Here is a 15,693-nt window from a genome sequence, read left to right on the forward strand (position 1 = left end):
CCTCTCCCTTCCATCCAGAAAACAAAAAGCCGCTCACGAGGAGCGGCTTTTGATGGTTGTCGGACCGTCTGATTAGACGTCGAGGTTGGCAACCCGCAGGGCGTTGGTCTCGATAAAGTCGCGACGGGGCTCTACGGCGTCACCCATCAGGGTGGAGAAGAGCTGGTCGGCGCCGACCGCGTCGTCGATGGTGACACGCAGCATGCGGCGGGCTTCCGGATCCATGGTGGTTTCCCACAGCTGCTCCGGGTTCATCTCCCCCAGCCCTTTATAGCGCTGGATGTAGATGCCACGCTTGCCTTCGCCCATCAGCCACTCGACCGCTTCAACGAAGCTGGCGACCGGTTTCACCTTCTCGCCACGCTTGATGTAACCGCCTTCCTCGATCAGGTTGGCGATCTCCTTGCCCAGGGAGACCAGCTGACGGTACTCGGAGGATTGCAGGAAGTCGTAGCTGAGCGGGTATTCGCGGTCGACCCCGTGCTGGCGTACCACGGCGTGGGGCACGAACAGGCTGCGCTCCTCGTCGCGGCGTACCTGCATCTGGTACTGGATGCCGTGGTTGCTCTCGTTGAGCACGGCCTCCATGCTCTGGCACCAGGCCAGCAGATCGCTCTCGCTGGCCAGCAGGGTTTCGTTCAACTCAGGCTGATAGATCAGCTGGGTCAGCACGGCTTCCGGGGCGCGACGGGACATGCGGGTGATCAGGTGAGTCACGGCGCGATGCTGGTTGACCAGACGCTCCAGCGCCTCGCCACCGATGGCCGGGGCAGACTCGTTGACGTGCAGGGTCGCACCGTCCAGCGCCATGGCGGTCTGGTACTGCAACAATGCGTCTTCGTCTTTCAGGTACTGCTCCTGCTTGCCCTTCTTCACCTTGTAGAGCGGCGGCTGGGCGATGAAGACATAGCCACGCTCGATGATTTCCGGCATCTGACGATAGAAGAAGGTCAGCAGCAGGGTACGGATGTGCGCACCATCGACGTCCGCATCGGTCATGATGATGATGTTGTGGTAGCGCAGCTTGTCCGGGTTGTACTCGTCGCGACCGATGCCACAGCCCAGAGCGGTGATCAAGGTGCCCACCTCCTGGGAGGAGATCATCTTGTCGAAACGGGCCTTCTCCACGTTCAGGATTTTACCCTTGAGGGGCAGGATGGCCTGGTTCTTCCGGTTGCGACCCTGCTTGGCGGAGCCGCCAGCAGAGTCCCCTTCCACGATGTAGAGTTCGGAGAGCGCCGGGTCTTTCTCCTGACAGTCCGCCAGCTTGCCGGGCAGACCGGCGATATCCAGCGCGCCCTTGCGGCGGGTCAGTTCGCGGGCCTTGCGGGCCGCTTCGCGGGCACGGGCCGCATCGATGATCTTGTTGACCACGATCTTGGCATCGCCCGGGTTTTCCAGCAGGAAGTCCGCCAGCTTCTCACCCATCGCCTGTTCCACGGCGGTCTTCACCTCGGACGAGACCAGCTTGTCCTTGGTCTGGGAGGAGAATTTAGGGTCAGGCACCTTGACGGAGATAACGGCAATCAGACCTTCACGGACGTCGTCACCACTGGCGGCGGACTTGGCCTTCTTGCTGTAGTCCTCCTTGTCCATGTAGTTGTTCAGCGTCCGGGTCAACGCGGTACGGAAGCCCACCAGGTGGGTACCGCCATCTCGCTGCGGAATGTTGTTGGTGAAGCAGTAGACCCCTTCCTGATAGGCGTCGTTCCACTGCATGGCGACTTCGACACCGATGCCGTCCTGCTCTGTGGTGAAGTGGAACACCTTGGGATGGATCGGGGTCTTGTTCTGGTTCAGGTACTCGACGAAGGCCTTGATGCCCCCTTCGTAGCAGAAGTGCGCCTCGCGGCCGTCACGCTCGTCCATCAGACGGATGGAGACGCCGGAGTTGAGGAAGGAGAGCTCGCGCAGACGCTTGGCCAGGATCTCGTAGTGGAACAGGGTGTCGCTGAAGATGGTCGGGCTCGGCCAGAAGCGAACTTCGGTCCCGGTGCCGGTGCTGTCACCAATCTGCTTGAGGGGTGCCTGCGGCTCGCCCAGGTGATAGGTCTGCTCGTAAACATGACCGTTGCGGCGGATGGTCAGCAGCAGCTTGTCGGAAAGCGCGTTCACCACGGAGACGCCTACACCGTGCAGACCGCCGGACACCTTGTAGGAGTTGTCATCGAATTTGCCGCCGGCGTGCAGCACGGTCATGATGACTTCGGCGGCGGAGCGGCCCTCTTCCGGGTGGATGTCCACCGGAATGCCGCGACCGTTGTCGCGCACGGAGACGGAGCCGTCGGAATGGATCTTGACCTGGATATCGGAGCAGTAGCCAGCCAGAGCCTCGTCGATGGAGTTGTCGACGACCTCGAACACCATGTGGTGCAGGCCCGATCCATCGTCCGTATCGCCGATATACATCCCCGGGCGCTTGCGGACCGCATCCAGGCCCTTGAGCACCTTGATATTCGAGGAGTCGTAAGTATTTTCACTCATAGCTTACTCTCTGCCTTCTCTAACGTTTCGGAGATCTTGCCTTGTTCCACGTGGAACAGCTTGCAGTCACTCGCATCCATCATGTCTGCGAGCTGACCGGTATCGATGGCGGTGATGAACACCTGGGACGCGCACTGCTTCAGCCTTGCGGCCAGCAGACGACGTTTGTCGACATCCAGTTCAGAGGCAAAATCATCAATTAAAAAAATACAGCCGCGGCTGCTATGTTGATTCAAATAGAGCCCTTGGGCCAGCCGCATGGCACAGACCAGCAACTTCAGCTGACCCCTGGACAAAATATCCTGCGCGGGCACGCCGTTCGCCTTGAGCCGCACGTCCGCCTTCTGCGGACCGACCCCAGTGTACCCCAGCGAACGATCCCGTTCGAACCCCGCCTCCAGCAATGCATCGAGGGGAGTGTCTTTTTCCCAGCCTCGATAGAATCCAAGACTGATATCGAACTCCGGCAGAAAATCTGCCGTCATCTCCTTGATCAGGGGTGTAATGGCCTGACAATAACTGGCGCGAAACCCCGCCAGCTCGCCACCCAGTCGCACCAGCTCCTGATCCCAGAATGCCAGTTGACGATACTGGGTGCTCTGGCGCAGCAAGGCATTGCGCTGCTTCAACAGCCGACGCACCCGCCCCCAGAGGGAGAAGAAGGTCGGCTCCTGATGGAAAACACCCCAGTCGAGCCAGGCCCGGCGAGCCTGGGGCCCACCGGTCAGCAGGCTGAAACCATCGGGGTGGATCAACTGTACCGGCAACAGCTCCGCCAGATCGGCCAGGCGCTGGGCCTGGGCACCGGCGATCTTGAGCTGGGTTTCGCCCCCCTTGTCCTTGGCAAGCCCGATGGGCACCTGACGCCCCTCCAGCTCGCACTGGGCAAACAGGGTAAAGGCCCGCTCGCCCTGGCGGATGACCCGCCCGGTCAAATGGGTACGAAACGAGCGGCCGAGACCAAGGTAATGAATGGCTTCCAGCACGCTGGTCTTGCCGCTGCCGTTACTCCCGACCAGGATATTGAGGCCGGGAGACAGCGCGAGACTGGCGTGCTGAATGTTGCGAAAGTCGCTGAGCTGGAGTTTGACCAGGGACACGACTAGATCCGCATCGGCATCACCACGTACTGGGCATCTTGGTTCTCAAAATCCTCAATAATGGCGCTGCTGATGGAATCGCTCAGGCTGATCCGGATTTGGTCACATTTTAACGTATTCAACACGTCCAGCACATAGGAGACGTTGAAGCCGATCTCCATCTCGCCAGCGGCGTATTGTACGTCAAGCAGCTCTTCGGCTTCTTCCTGTTCCGGGTTGTTGGCGGTGATGCGCAGCAGGTTTTCCTGCAGATTGAGACGCACCCCACGGAATTTCTCGTTGGAGAGGATGGCGGCACGAGCAAAGGCCTGGCGCAGATCCTCGCGACCGGCGATCAGGGCCTTGTCGCTCCCTCTCGGGATGACGCGGCGCCAGTCCGGGAAACGGCCATCCACCAGCTTGGAGGTGAAGATGAAGCCATCCAGGGCGGCGCGCAGGTTGCTGCGGCCCACTTGCAGCCGTACCGGCTTGTCTTCCGCTTCCAGCAGGCGCACCAGCTCCAGCACCCCTTTGCGCGGCAGGATGACCTGATGATCGGGCAACGATTCCCCCACCACCTCGCGGCGGCAGGTGGCCAGCCGGTGACCGTCCGTCGCCACGGTACGCAGGCCGTGTCCTTCGCTCTCGAACAGCATGCCGTTCAGGTAGTAGCGCACGTCCTGGCTGGCCATGGAGAACTGGGTCGCGTCGATGAGTTTTTTCAGCTCCAGCTGGCTGATGTCGAACTCGAGCACGGATTCCCAATCCTCGATGTTCGGGTATTCGGTCGCCGGTAGGGTCGACAGGTTGAAGCGGGAGCGACCGGAACGGATGATGAGGCGCTCTCCCTCGGTGCTGAGGCGGATCTCCGCCCCCTCCGGCAGACCGCGACAGATGTCCAGCAGCTTGCGCGCCGGCACAGTGGTGCGGCCATCCTGGCTGTCGCTGTTGAGATAGACCTGTCCGATCATCTCCACCTCGAGATCGGTCCCGGTCAGCGACAGCAGGCCATTGCTGACATCGAGCAGGACGTTGCCGAGGATGGGCAGGGTCGGCCGGCCACCCAGGGCACCGGACACCAGTTGCAGGGGACGTAACAGGGCCTCACGGCTAATTTCGAGCTGCATCTGTGCTCTCCGTTGTTATTGGGAGGAAAGGATTCGGATCAGGCTGGAACATGCAATCTGCATCTGTGCACTCCGTTCCGTTATCAGGAAGAAAGGGTACGGATCAGGTTGGAATAGTCTTCCTTGATGTCGTGACTCTCTTCCTTCAGCTGCTCAATCTTGCGGCAGGCATGAAGAACCGTGGTGTGGTCACGGCCACCAAAGGCATCCCCTATCTCAGGCAAGCTGTGGTTGGTCAGCTCCTTGGCCAGCGCCATCGCCAGCTGGCGCGGGCGGGCAACGGAACGGGAGCGACGCTTGGAGAGCAGATCCGCCAGCTTGATCTTGTAGTACTCCGCCACCGTCTTCTGGATGTTGTCGATCGTAACCAGCTTCTCCTGCAAGGCCAGGAGATCGCGCAGCGCCTCGCGCACGAAGTCGATGTTGATGGCGCGGCCGGTGAAGTTGGCATTGGCGATCACCCGGTTGAGGGCACCTTCCAGTTCACGGACGTTGGAGCGAAGTCGTTTGGCGATGAAGAAGGCCACTTCGTCCGGCAGGTGGATCTGGTTCTCGTCCGCCTTGCGCATCAGGATCGCCACCCGGGTCTCCAGCTCGGGCGGTTCGATCGCCACCGTCAGGCCCCAGCCGAAGCGGGACTTGAGACGATCTTCCACCCCGTTGATCTCTTTCGGATAACGGTCCGAGGTCAGGATGATCTGCTGGTTGCCTTCAAGCAGGGCGTTGAAGGTGTGGAAGAACTCCTCTTGGGAGCGCTCCTTGTTGGCGAAGAACTGGATGTCATCGATGAGCAGGGCATCGACGCTACGGTAATAACGCTTGAACTCTTCAATGGCGTTATTCTGCAGCGCCTTCACCATGTCCTGCACGAACCGTTCGGAGTGCATGTAGATGACTTTGGCGTCTTTCTTGCGATCCTTGATGGCATTGCCAACGGCGTGCAACAGGTGGGTCTTGCCCAGGCCGGTGCCGCCATAGAGGAACAGCGGGTTGTAGGCACCACCCGGATTGTCGGCCACCTGACGGGCGGCCGCACGGGCCAGCTGGTTGGACTTACCCTCGACGAAATTCTCGAAGGTATAGTTCACGTTGGTGTTGCTCTTGTGGTTTGGCTCGGGCTTGTTTTCGGCCTTGTTTTCCCAGCTCTTGGGAGAGTTATTCACAGGATCGACACCACGGGCCGGCGCCCTGGCGACCGCGACGGGATGAGGGCGATTGCCGATATCAAAACGCAGGGTGGGAGCGTCGGCTCCGCACAGCTCGTTGATGATGCCGTTGACCCGGAGCAGGTACTTGTCGCGTACCCAGTCCAGAACAAAGCGGTTCGGTGCATACAGGGTCAGAGTATTGTCACTCAACTCCGCTTGAAGCGGCCGGATCCACATGCTGAATTCTGCCGAGGGCAACTCATCTTGCAGCCGGTTAAGGCACTGCTGCCATAGCGAAGCAGTCACTCTAGACTCCCGTCAATTGATTAAGTAAAGACCGGCTATTCTACGTTTTTAGTGGCCGGATCTCCAGTTGCTGCCGCACGGATCCAGCAAATAAGATCCTTGACTTTCAAGGATCCAACGCCCCAGGATCCCATTTCATCCCCAAAGTTACCCACAGCCGGATATCGTCAATGTGGACAGAATGGCGCGCTGCGACCATAGTTATTTTATATAACCAAATATCATTTATTTTTTATATTTTATTCCAATAACATCAGCGCCAACCCGTGATTACAACTAAAAATACAGCACTACAGAGAGAGGAATCCCCATGAAAACCACCATCAAGCTGATTTCCGGCGCCGCCATTCTGCTGGCCAGCCTGTCCGGCCAGGCCATCGCCCAGGAAACCATCAAGGTCGGCATGTCCGGCAAATATTTCCCGTTCACCTTCGTCAAGCAGGACAAGCTGCAGGGCTTCGAGGTGGACATGTGGAACCAGATCGGTGAGCGCACCGGCTACAAGGTCGAGTTCGTGACCGCCAGCTTCTCCGGCCTGTTCGGCATGCTGGAAACCGGCCGCGTCGACACCATCTCCAACCAGATCACCATCACCGACGAGCGCAAGGCCAAGTACGCCTTCTCCCAGCCCTATGTCTATGACGGTGCCCAGATCGTGGTCCGCAAGGGCAACAACACCATCCACGGCATCAAAGACCTGGAAGGCAAGAAAGTCGCCGTCAACCTGGGCTCCAACTTCGAAGAGCTGCTGCGCAAGAACGACCCCAACAAGAAGATCGATATCCGTACCTATGACTCCGCCTTCGAGCAGGATGTCGCCCTGGGCCGCATCGACGCCTTCGTGATGGACCGCGTCTCCACCGCCCAGCTGATCAAGGAATCCAAGCTGCCGCTGCAACAGGCCGGTGCACCGTTCGAAACCATCGAGAACGCCCTGCCCTTCCTGAAGACCCCGGAAAAGCAGGCCGTGCTGAAGAAGGTTGACGATGCCCTCACCGCCATGCGCAAAGACGGCACCCTGACCAAAATCTCCGAAAAATGGTTCGCAGCGGACATCACCAGCAAATAAATGATGGAATTTGACCTCGAGTACACGCTAGGGCTGTTTCCCATCCTGCTCAAATACCTGGGCACCACGATGGAAATGGCCCTGTGGGGATTCGTATTGGCACTCGTACTGTCGCTGATCCTGGCAATAGTACGGGTGTTTCGCGTTCCCGCACTTCACTGGCTGGCGATGCTGTATATCTCGTTCTTCCGGGGTACACCGCTGCTCGTCCAGCTGTTCCTGCTCTATTACGGGCTGCCGCAGCTCTTCCCCATCTTCGTGGGGATGGATGCCTTTACCGCCGCCATCATCGGCCTGACCCTGCACTTTGCCGCCTACATGGCCGAGTCGATCCGGGCAGCCATTCTCGGCATCCACAAGAGCCAGATGGAAGCCGCCCTCAGTATCGGCATGAGCCGGCTGCAGGCGATGCAGCGGATCATCCTGCCCCAGGCGGCCCGCATCGCGACACCATCGTTGATGAACTACTTCATCGACATGATCAAGAGCACCTCCCTGGCGTTTACCCTGGGAGTGGCGGAGATCATGGGCAAGGCCCAGATGGAAGCGGCCTCCTCCTTCAAGTTCTTCGAGAGCTTCATGGCGGTGGCGCTGATCTACTGGGTGGTGGTCATCTTCTTCACTCGCTTGCAGCATCTGCTGGAAGTGCGGCTGAACCGTGCTTATTAAAGGAGGCCTGTCATGATCAACCTAACGGGTCTCTCCAAGGCCTATGACGGAAATCAGGTGCTCAACGGCATCGATCTTGAGGTAAAGAAGGGGGAGATTGTCGTCATCATCGGTCCTTCCGGTACCGGCAAGTCGACTCTGCTGCGCTGCCTCAACCTGCTGGAAACCCCGGATGCAGGGCGGCTCGTCATCGATGACCTCGCCGTGGATCTGGCCAAGGCCAGCGACCAGCAGGCCATCGAACTGCGCAAACGCGCCTCTTTCGTGTTCCAGAACTACGCCCTGTTCGCCAACAAGACGGCGCTGGACAACATCGCCGAGGGGCTGATCACCGTCTGGAAGCAGCCGAAGGCGGAGGCTCGTGCCACTGCCCTGGGCATCCTCAAGGACATCGGCCTCGCCGAGAAACAGGATGCCTACCCGGCCTCCCTCTCCGGCGGCCAGCAACAGCGCGTCGGCATCGGCCGGGCCATGGCGGCCCACTCCAAGGTGATCCTGTTTGACGAGCCCACCTCCGCCCTCGATCCCGAATGGGTCGACGAGGTGCTGGGCCTGATGAAGCAGCTCGCCCGCCAGCACCAGACCATGGTGGTGGTGACCCACGAGATCGAGTTTGCCCGTGATGTCGCCGATCGGGTGATCTTCATGGAAGGAGGCCGGATCGTGGAGCAGGGCCCGCCGGATCAGATATTGGTCGATCCGCAGGATCCCCGTACCCGGGAGTTCCTGCGCAAAGTACTTAAATAGCTCTCTCTTTGGCGGCCTGGCCGCCTTTTTTCTTGAGGGATCCTTGTTTAACCCCGGGTTGCCAGTATAATTCGGGGCCCTTGATCCTCCGGATCCTGCCAGATTATCCCGCTCGGTCGACGAACGGGGCGAGATGGAAAGGAACGGCGGATTGACGAGAAGCTGAACTCTGTTTAGAATTCGGCCTCTTTTGCTAGTCGTCACACGCTATAGCTGGCGCGTCGGCTAAGTGTGACAATCAAAACTGTACAGAAATACGGAATCGAATCATGAAACGTACTTTTCAACCGTCCAACCTGAAGCGCAAGCGCTCTCACGGTTTCCGCGCTCGCATGGCTACTGCCAACGGCCGCAAAGTTCTGGCCGCTCGTCGTGCCAAGGGTCGTGCCCGCCTGGTAGTCTAATGCCTACCCAGCACACCTTCTCTCGGGAGTTACGTCTGTTAACTCCCGAACACTTCAAACGCGTTTTCGCCGAGCCTGTCCGGGCCGCTTCTCCGCAAATTACGCTTCTTGCTTGCCCCAACTCCCTCGAACACCCCCGTCTTGGCCTCGCCGTGCCCAAAAAGGCGCTCAAGCGTGCCGTCTGGCGCAACCGTGTAAAACGAGTGGTTCGGGAAAGTTTTCGCCTCAATCAAGCCAATCTGCCCGCTATCGACATCGTCGTGATCGCCAAGGGTGGCGTGAAGGAAATGGACAACGAAGCGCTGTTCAAGTTACTGGAAAAGCTATGGCGCACTCTGTCACGCCGTTGCAATGGGTAGCAATCAAACTGATACGCCTGTATCAGCTAATCATTAGTCCCCTGCTCGGGCCGCGCTGCCGTTTCACCCCGACTTGTTCCCAATTTGCGATAGAAGCAATCCGACTTCACGGTTTCATAAAAGGCGTTTGGTTAGCCAGCAAACGTCTATTAAAATGCCATCCCTTATCCGAGGGTGGTTATGACCCGGTTCCGCAACCAAAGCGAAGAAACTGAAGACTATGGAATCACAACGCAATTTACTCCTGATCGGTTTGCTGTTCGTGAGCTTCTTGCTCTGGCAACAGTGGGAGTCCGACAAGGCTCCGAAGCCGGCCCCGACTACCGTGGCCCAAACCGAACATTTCGTACCTGAAGCCGGTCAGACCGGTGATATTCCTCAGGTTTCCGAGCAAGCAAATGGTAACGCCGCGCGCAAGCTGATCACCGTCTCCTCCGACGTGCTCAAATTGACCCTGGACACCCAGGGCGGTGACATCGTCTCTGCCGAACTGCTGGCCCACAAGCTGGAAGAAGGCAAGGAACAGCCGTTCACCCTGCTGACCAGCCAGCCTGCCCACCTCTATGTGGCCCAGAGCGGTCTGGTCGGTCGCGATGGTCCGGACAGCCAGGCCCAGGGTCGTCCCACCTATGAAGCCGCCCAGACCAGCTATCAGCTGGCCGATGGTCAGGATCAAGTCGTCGTTCCGATGACCTGGACCGACAGCAAGGGCGTGGTCTTCACCAAGGAGTTCGTGCTCAAGCGCGGTGATTACGCCGTGGGCGTCGACTACAAGATCGACAACAAGTCTGCCGAGCCGGTCCAGGTACAGTTCTACGGTCAGCTGAAGCAGACCATGACCACGCCGAAGGATCAGGAAGGTCATGCCATGGTGGCCAGTGCCTACCGTGGTGGAGCCTTCTCCAGCGAAGACTCCCGCTACAAGAAGTACACCTTTGACGAGATGAAGGATGCCGACCTGAACAAGACCACCCAGGGTGGTTGGGTCGCCATGCTGCAGCACTACTTCGTCTCTGCCTGGGCCCCGAATGCCAACGACACCAACAGCTTCTACAGCCGCGTGATCCCGGGCAAGGACCAGGCCATCATCGGCTACAAGGCGCCGCTGGTTGACGTCGCTGCCGGCCAGCAGGCCGAAGTGAGCGGCAAGCTGTGGATCGGTCCCAAGCTGCAGGATCAGATGGCCAAGGTGGCAAACCACCTGGATCTGACTGTCGACTACGGCTGGCTCTGGTTCATCGCCCAACCGCTGCACTGGCTGCTGACCGTGTTCCACGGTTTCGTCCAGAACTGGGGTCTGGCCATCATCATGCTGACCCTGCTGGTGCGCGGCATCATGTTCCCGCTGACCAAGGCCCAGTACACCTCCATGGCCAAGATGCGCATGCTCCAGCCCAAGCTGGCTGCGCTCAAGGAACGCTTCGGTGACGATCGTCAGAAGATGTCCCAGGGCATGATGGAGCTGTACAAGAAGGAGAAGGTCAACCCGCTGGGCGGCTGCCTGCCCATCCTGGTACAGATGCCCATCTTCATCGCTCTCTACTGGGCACTGATGGAGTCTGTCGAGCTGCGCCACGCGCCGTTCGCCCTGTGGATCACCGACCTGTCGGTGAAGGACCCCTTCTTCGTGCTGCCAATCCTCATGGGTGCCTCCATGTGGTATCTGCAGAAGATGAGCCCGACTACCATCACGGACCCGATGCAGCAGAAGGTGATGCAGTTCATGCCGATCATCTTCACCTTCATGTTCCTCTGGTTCCCGGCAGGTCTGACTCTGTACTGGCTGGTGAGCAACGTCATCTCCATCATCCAGCAGACCATCATCTATCGTCAGCTGGAGAAGAAAGGCCTGCACTCACGCAACTGATGCGCAGCCCATCTTTCCTAATGACAAAAGAGGCGGCCTTCGGGCCGCCTTTTTTATTACAATGTCCTCCACCCTCTTACTCATTCAGCCAACCAGCGAGTCAAGCAAGATGACAACAGATACCATCGTGGCCCAGGCCACCGCCCCCGGCCGTGGCGGCGTCGGCATAGTCCGCGTCTCCGGCCCTGCCGCCGAGCGGGTCGCCGAGATAGTGCTCGGCAAGCTCCCCAGGGTGCGTTATGCCGAATATCTGCCGTTCAGGGACGAGCAGGGCCAGGCGCTGGATCAGGGCATCGCCCTGCTGTTCAAGGCCCCCAACAGCTTCACCGGCGAAGATGTGCTGGAGCTGCAGGGCCATGGCGGCCCCGTCATTCTCGACATGCTGATCCGCCGCATCCTGCAGATCGATGGCATCCGCCCCGCCCGCCCGGGCGAGTTCAGCGAGCGCGCCTTCCTCAACGACAAGCTGGATCTGGCCCAGGCCGAGGCCATCGCCGATCTCATCGAAGCCTCCAGCGAGCAGGCCGCCCGCAGCGCCATGCACTCCCTCCAGGGGCAGTTCTCCGGCAAGGTTCAACAGCTGGTGGAGAGCCTCACCCGGCTGCGCATCTATGTGGAAGCGGCCATCGACTTCCCGGATGAAGAGATCGACTTTCTCTCCGACGGCAAGGTGGCGGGTGACCTCTACGCCATCATGTCCGAGCTGGATGACGTACGCGGCGAGGCCAAGCAGGGTGCCCTGCTGCGAGAGGGGATGAAGGTGGTGATCGCCGGTCGTCCAAACGCCGGCAAATCGAGCCTGCTCAACGCCCTCGCAGGCCGCGAGTCCGCCATCGTCACCGAGATCGCCGGTACCACCCGCGACGTGCTGCGCGAGCACATCCATCTGGATGGCATGCCGCTGCACATCATCGACACCGCGGGCCTGCGCGATACCCAGGACAAGGTGGAACAGATCGGCATCGAGCGCGCCTGGGCCGAGATCGAACAGGCCGACCGGGTGCTGTTTATGGTGGACGGCACCACCACGGATGCCGTCGACCCCCACGACATCTGGCCGGAATTCGTTGATCGGTTGCCAAAAAACATCGGCCTCACCGTGGTGCGCAACAAGGCGGACCTGACCGGCGAGGATCTGGCACCGAGCCAGGAGCAGGGCCATGCCGTCTATCGCATCTCCGCCAAGACCGAGCTGGGGCTGCCCGCCCTGCGCGAGCACCTCAAGGCCTGCATGGGCTTCCAGGGCAACACCGAAGGGGGCTTCATGGCCCGCCGCCGCCACCTGGACGCACTGGAGCGCGCCGCCGAACGGCTGCTGGTAGCCAGGGAGCAGCTTGAGGTCTATGTGGCTGGCGAACTGGTGGCCGAGGAGCTGCGCCTGGCCCAGGAGTCCCTGTCCGAGATCACCGGCGAGTTCAGCTCCGACGATCTGCTGGGCCGCATCTTCTCCAGCTTCTGCATCGGCAAGTAAATCCGCAGAGCAGGCAATGAAAAGCCCGGGTTCACCCCGGGCTTTTTTTGTGCGCTTTTCATCCACCAACCTAGAGACGGCGCAGGCACCACATGAAGTAAGCGCCCCCTAACAGGGTGGAGACCAGACCGACGGGCACCTCCTGGGGAAAGAGGATCTGCTGGCCGATCCAGTCCGCCGACACCATCAGCAAAGCGCCACAGCCTGCGGCGCCGAGCAGGTGCCAGCGCGCCCTCACCAACCCCATCAATCTGGCCAGGTGCGGCGCCAGCAGACCGGCAAAGGAGAGCGGGCCTATCACCATGGTGGCACTGGCGGTGAGCACGGCCACCAGCAGCAGGATGGTGAGCTGGGCGCGGCCGAGATGGATCCCCAGAGCCGTCGCTACCGCCGGCCCCATGGGCATGAGGTCGAGCCAGCGGCTCGCCAGCAGGCAGGCTGCCAGCATCAGCAGCGCCAACACCACCAGGGCAAGGGCCACCGGCTGGGTGACGTAATAGGTGGAGCCGGACATCCAGGAGAGCAGTTGCTGCACCCGCAGGTCGCCGTTGGCCAGGGCGATGGCCTGCAACGGCTCGAACAGCGCCGTGATGGCGATGCCAGACAGCAGTATCCGCTCCGGCTGGAAGCCGTTGCGCCGGTTGATAAGCACCAGCAGCAACAGGCAGGCGAAGGCGCCCACCAGTCCCCCTAGCAGCATCATGGGCAGCGGCAAGGCGGGCAGCAACAGGGCCGCCGCAATCACCCCCATGAAGGTGCCACCGCTCACCCCCAGCAGCTCGGGGCTCGCCATGGGGTTGTTGCTGACTCGCTGCAACAGGGTGCCAGCCAGCGCCAGCAACACGCCTGCGGCACCCGCAGCCAGCGTGCGCGGCAAGCGCCACTCCAGTTGGGCCTGCCACCGCAGCCAGCTCGGCCAACCCCAGCCGCCCATCCCCTGCCCAAACAACAGGGAGGCGATCACCGCCGCAGCCAGCCCCAACACCATCAGGCCAACAAGGCGAGTCGGCGCCGGATGGCGGGCCAACAACAGAGAGGAGTTCGCCTTAGGCGCACTCTGCTTGATGCCAAGACGCGGGATCAGCCAAAGCAGCAGCGGCGCCCCCAACAGGGCCGTCATGGCGCCGGTCGGGATCAGCACAGGCCAGAACCGGCTCAGGGTCTGCAGCAGCAGATCGGTGGCCGCCAGCAACAGGGCGCCGAGGATGGGTGCCCACAGCAGCCGCTGGGCCAGTTTTCTGACCCCCAGCAGCCGCACCATGGCGGGCGCCGCCAGCCCGATAAAACCGATCAGCCCCACCACGCTCACCACGCAGGCGGTGATGAAGACCGCGAGGCCGAGACCGGCGAATCTCAGGTGCTTGAGAGAGACCCCCAGGCTGCGAGCGCTGGCATCGTCCAGCTCCAGCACTGCCAGCGGGCGCACCAGCACCGCCGCCAGCATCGCGGCCAGCAGCAACCGTGGCAGCAGATAGCCGACGCCGCTCCAGCTGTTCTGGGCCAGAGATCCGCTCCCCCACACCAGCAACCCTTTGAGCTCCTCCTGGAAGAACAGCAGCAATCCCATGCTGATGGCGGCCAGATAGAGGTTGATCACCAGCCCTGCAAAGACGATGACCACGGGATTGAGCTGACGGCGCCAAGCCAGGGCGAAGACCAGCCCCATGGCCAGGCTTCCCCCGGCCATGGCGATCCACTCCCGCCCGATCAGCAGCCAGGAGGGAGCGAGCAGGGTCACCATCATCAGCGCCAGCTGGGCGCCGGAGGCCACCCCCAGGGTGGTGGGCGAGGCCAGGGGATTGCGCAGCACCTGCTGCATCAGGGTACCGGCGAGCCCGAGGGCGGCACCGGCCAGCAGGCAGATGGCAAGGCGCGGCAGCCAGCTGAAATGGACCACCGCCTGGCGGGCATCGTCCAGCTCGGGGGAGAACAGGGCCTGCCACCAGAGCGCCCCCGGCAGTTGACGCGCCAGCTCGGCGCAAGCCAGCCCCAGTGTCAGCACCAACAGGCAGAGACCCGGGCGCAGCAGGGGCGAAGAAAGAGAAGAGCTCATTGATTTGATCCCCCGGTTGCTCTGTGGACAGCCTGCTCCCGCAAGGCACCGTCCAGCAGGGTGGCGAAGCGGCGGGCCGCCAATATGCCACCAAAACTCCATGTCGCAGGCAGATGGATCACCGAATTGTTCTGTACCAGCGGGAGATGCTGCCACAATCCAGGCTCCTGAAGTTTTTCACCAACTCCTACGGGCACGGGGTCCACCACCACCAGCCTGGCCTCCGACATCCCGAGAAACTGCTCCAGGCTCGCGACCGAGAATCCCCAGGCATTGGTCTCTCCCTGCCAGGCGTTGCGAAGGCCGAGGCGCTGCATCACTGCCTCGAACAGGCTGCCACGGCCAAACACCCGCACATGGCGCTCATCGATGAATTGCACCACCAGCAAGGGGGGCAGATCGGCGGGCAGCGCCGCCTGCATCTGTGCCAGATCCTGCTCCAGCGCGGCGAGCTGGCGTTCAGCCTCCGCCTCTTTGTTGACCAGGGCGGCTATGGTCAGGGTCGCTTCCCGCAGTCGCTGCCACAGATCGGTGCCCGGTTCATACAGGGCGATGGAGTGCACCGGCGCGATGCGGGAGAGGGTCGGCGCCAGGGGGGCCGCCAGCGGCGAGATGAGAATAAGATCCGGTTTGAGCTCCGCCAGCAGTTCCCGGTTGGGCTGGGCACGCAGCCCGATATCGATCACCCCGGCAGGAAGCTGGGGTTCACCGACCCAGGCGCGATAGGGGGCCACATCCCCCACCGCCATCGGTGTCACTCCGAGCGCCAGCAGGGTTTCGGCTATGGTCCAGTCCACGGTGGCGATGCGGGGGGTGGCGCTGGTGGCGTCGGTGGCGGTGACAAGCTGCCCGGCCTCCCCTGCCAGGGGCAGCAGCAGACTGAGCAGACAGGGCGCCATCTTCAATAAAC

At 61.2% G+C, this 15,693-nt stretch carries 14 protein-coding genes; 8 read left to right on the plus strand and 6 right to left on the minus strand.

The window, feature by feature from the left end; genetic code table 11:
- Window positions 1-72 precede the first annotated feature (72 nt).
- The 4 genes from gyrB to dnaA form a co-directional block, all read right to left on the minus strand.
- Window positions 73-2,484 (minus strand): DNA topoisomerase (ATP-hydrolyzing) subunit B, encoded by a 2,412-nt coding sequence (gyrB, locus tag AB5Y89_RS18730; protein ID WP_052814513.1) that lies wholly within the window; start codon window positions 2,482-2,484, stop codon window positions 73-75.
- Window positions 2,481-3,584: a DNA replication/repair protein RecF gene (gene recF / locus AB5Y89_RS18735; RefSeq protein WP_010672287.1), complete on the minus strand. Its 1,104-nt coding sequence runs from the start codon at window positions 3,582-3,584 to the stop codon at window positions 2,481-2,483. Before recF ends, gyrB begins: the two co-directional genes overlap by 4 nt.
- Before the next feature lie 2 nt (window positions 3,585-3,586).
- Complete coding sequence (gene dnaN, locus AB5Y89_RS18740; RefSeq protein ID WP_039040646.1) at window positions 3,587-4,690, minus strand: DNA polymerase III subunit beta; 1,104 nt, start codon at window positions 4,688-4,690, stop codon at window positions 3,587-3,589.
- An 83-nt stretch (window positions 4,691-4,773) separates the two neighbouring features.
- Window positions 4,774-6,144, minus strand: a complete 1,371-nt coding sequence (dnaA, locus tag AB5Y89_RS18745; RefSeq protein ID WP_039040645.1) for a chromosomal replication initiator protein DnaA — start codon at window positions 6,142-6,144, stop codon at window positions 4,774-4,776.
- Window positions 6,145-6,454: 310 nt separating this feature from the next.
- Here dnaA and AB5Y89_RS18750 point away from each other — a divergent pair, with 310 nt between their 5' ends.
- The 8 genes from AB5Y89_RS18750 to mnmE all read left to right on the plus strand — a co-directional run bounded on the left by AB5Y89_RS18750 (window position 6,455) and on the right by mnmE (window position 12,730).
- Complete coding sequence (locus tag AB5Y89_RS18750) at window positions 6,455-7,213, plus strand: amino acid ABC transporter substrate-binding protein (protein ID WP_010672284.1); 759 nt, start codon at window positions 6,455-6,457, stop codon at window positions 7,211-7,213.
- Window positions 7,214-7,882: an amino acid ABC transporter permease gene (locus tag AB5Y89_RS18755; protein WP_010672283.1), complete on the plus strand. Its 669-nt coding sequence runs from the start codon at window positions 7,214-7,216 to the stop codon at window positions 7,880-7,882.
- A 12-nt stretch (window positions 7,883-7,894) separates the two neighbouring features.
- Window positions 7,895-8,629: an amino acid ABC transporter ATP-binding protein gene (locus AB5Y89_RS18760; RefSeq protein ID WP_010672282.1), complete on the plus strand. Its 735-nt coding sequence runs from the start codon at window positions 7,895-7,897 to the stop codon at window positions 8,627-8,629.
- A gap of 269 nt (window positions 8,630-8,898) precedes the next feature.
- Window positions 8,899-9,033, plus strand: a complete 135-nt coding sequence (gene rpmH, locus AB5Y89_RS18765) for a 50S ribosomal protein L34 (protein WP_005307156.1) — start codon at window positions 8,899-8,901, stop codon at window positions 9,031-9,033.
- Window positions 9,033-9,392, plus strand: coding sequence for a ribonuclease P protein component (gene rnpA, locus AB5Y89_RS18770; RefSeq protein ID WP_010672281.1), 360 nt, complete (start codon window positions 9,033-9,035; stop codon window positions 9,390-9,392). Before rpmH ends, rnpA begins: the two co-directional genes overlap by 1 nt.
- Entirely contained in the window at window positions 9,359-9,607 is a 249-nt protein-coding gene (yidD, locus tag AB5Y89_RS18775) for a membrane protein insertion efficiency factor YidD (protein ID WP_010672280.1), read from the plus strand. The genes rnpA and yidD overlap by 34 nt, the downstream gene beginning before the upstream one ends.
- 5 nt (window positions 9,608-9,612) lie before the next feature.
- Window positions 9,613-11,259: a membrane protein insertase YidC gene (gene yidC, locus AB5Y89_RS18780; protein WP_041214180.1), complete on the plus strand. Its 1,647-nt coding sequence runs from the start codon at window positions 9,613-9,615 to the stop codon at window positions 11,257-11,259.
- A 109-nt stretch (window positions 11,260-11,368) separates the two neighbouring features.
- Window positions 11,369-12,730 (plus strand): tRNA uridine-5-carboxymethylaminomethyl(34) synthesis GTPase MnmE, encoded by a 1,362-nt coding sequence (gene mnmE / locus AB5Y89_RS18785; protein WP_010672278.1) that lies wholly within the window; start codon window positions 11,369-11,371, stop codon window positions 12,728-12,730.
- 70 nt (window positions 12,731-12,800) lie between these two features.
- Here the strand turns inward: mnmE and fhuB are convergent, their stop codons facing one another.
- On the minus strand, window positions 12,801-14,783 hold the full coding sequence (fhuB, locus tag AB5Y89_RS18790; RefSeq protein ID WP_029313369.1) for a Fe(3+)-hydroxamate ABC transporter permease FhuB: 1,983 nt from the start codon (window positions 14,781-14,783) through the stop codon (window positions 12,801-12,803).
- Window positions 14,780-15,682, minus strand: coding sequence for an ABC transporter substrate-binding protein (locus AB5Y89_RS18795; protein WP_322131121.1), 903 nt, complete (start codon window positions 15,680-15,682; stop codon window positions 14,780-14,782). The genes fhuB and AB5Y89_RS18795 overlap by 4 nt, the downstream gene beginning before the upstream one ends.
- Between the last annotated feature and the right edge of the window lie 11 nt (window positions 15,683-15,693).

It is taken from the genome of Aeromonas sp. s4, assembly GCF_040907855.1.
GTDB lineage: Bacteria > Pseudomonadota > Gammaproteobacteria > Enterobacterales > Aeromonadaceae > Aeromonas > Aeromonas caviae.

Excerpts from the sequence above, each read along its gene's own strand:
- gyrB (WP_052814513.1), bottom strand. The coding sequence starts at position 2,484 with ATGAGTGAAAATACTTACGACTCCTCGAATATCAAGGTGCTCAAGGGC.
- dnaN (WP_039040646.1), bottom strand. The coding sequence starts at position 4,690 with ATGCAGCTCGAAATTAGCCGTGAGGCCCTGTTACGTCCCCTGCAACTG.
- AB5Y89_RS18750 (WP_010672284.1), top strand. The coding sequence starts at position 6,455 with ATGAAAACCACCATCAAGCTGATTTCCGGCGCCGCCATTCTGCTGGCC.
- AB5Y89_RS18755 (WP_010672283.1), top strand. The coding sequence starts at position 7,214 with ATGATGGAATTTGACCTCGAGTACACGCTAGGGCTGTTTCCCATCCTG.
- AB5Y89_RS18760 (WP_010672282.1), top strand. The coding sequence starts at position 7,895 with ATGATCAACCTAACGGGTCTCTCCAAGGCCTATGACGGAAATCAGGTG.
- rpmH (WP_005307156.1), top strand. The coding sequence starts at position 8,899 with ATGAAACGTACTTTTCAACCGTCCAACCTGAAGCGCAAGCGCTCTCAC.
- rnpA (WP_010672281.1), top strand. The coding sequence starts at position 9,033 with ATGCCTACCCAGCACACCTTCTCTCGGGAGTTACGTCTGTTAACTCCC.
- yidD (WP_010672280.1), top strand. The coding sequence starts at position 9,359 with ATGGCGCACTCTGTCACGCCGTTGCAATGGGTAGCAATCAAACTGATA.
- yidC (WP_041214180.1), top strand. The coding sequence starts at position 9,613 with ATGGAATCACAACGCAATTTACTCCTGATCGGTTTGCTGTTCGTGAGC.
- mnmE (WP_010672278.1), top strand. The coding sequence starts at position 11,369 with ATGACAACAGATACCATCGTGGCCCAGGCCACCGCCCCCGGCCGTGGC.
- fhuB (WP_029313369.1), bottom strand. The coding sequence starts at position 14,783 with ATGAGCTCTTCTCTTTCTTCGCCCCTGCTGCGCCCGGGTCTCTGCCTG.
- AB5Y89_RS18795 (WP_322131121.1), bottom strand. The coding sequence starts at position 15,682 with ATGGCGCCCTGTCTGCTCAGTCTGCTGCTGCCCCTGGCAGGGGAGGCC.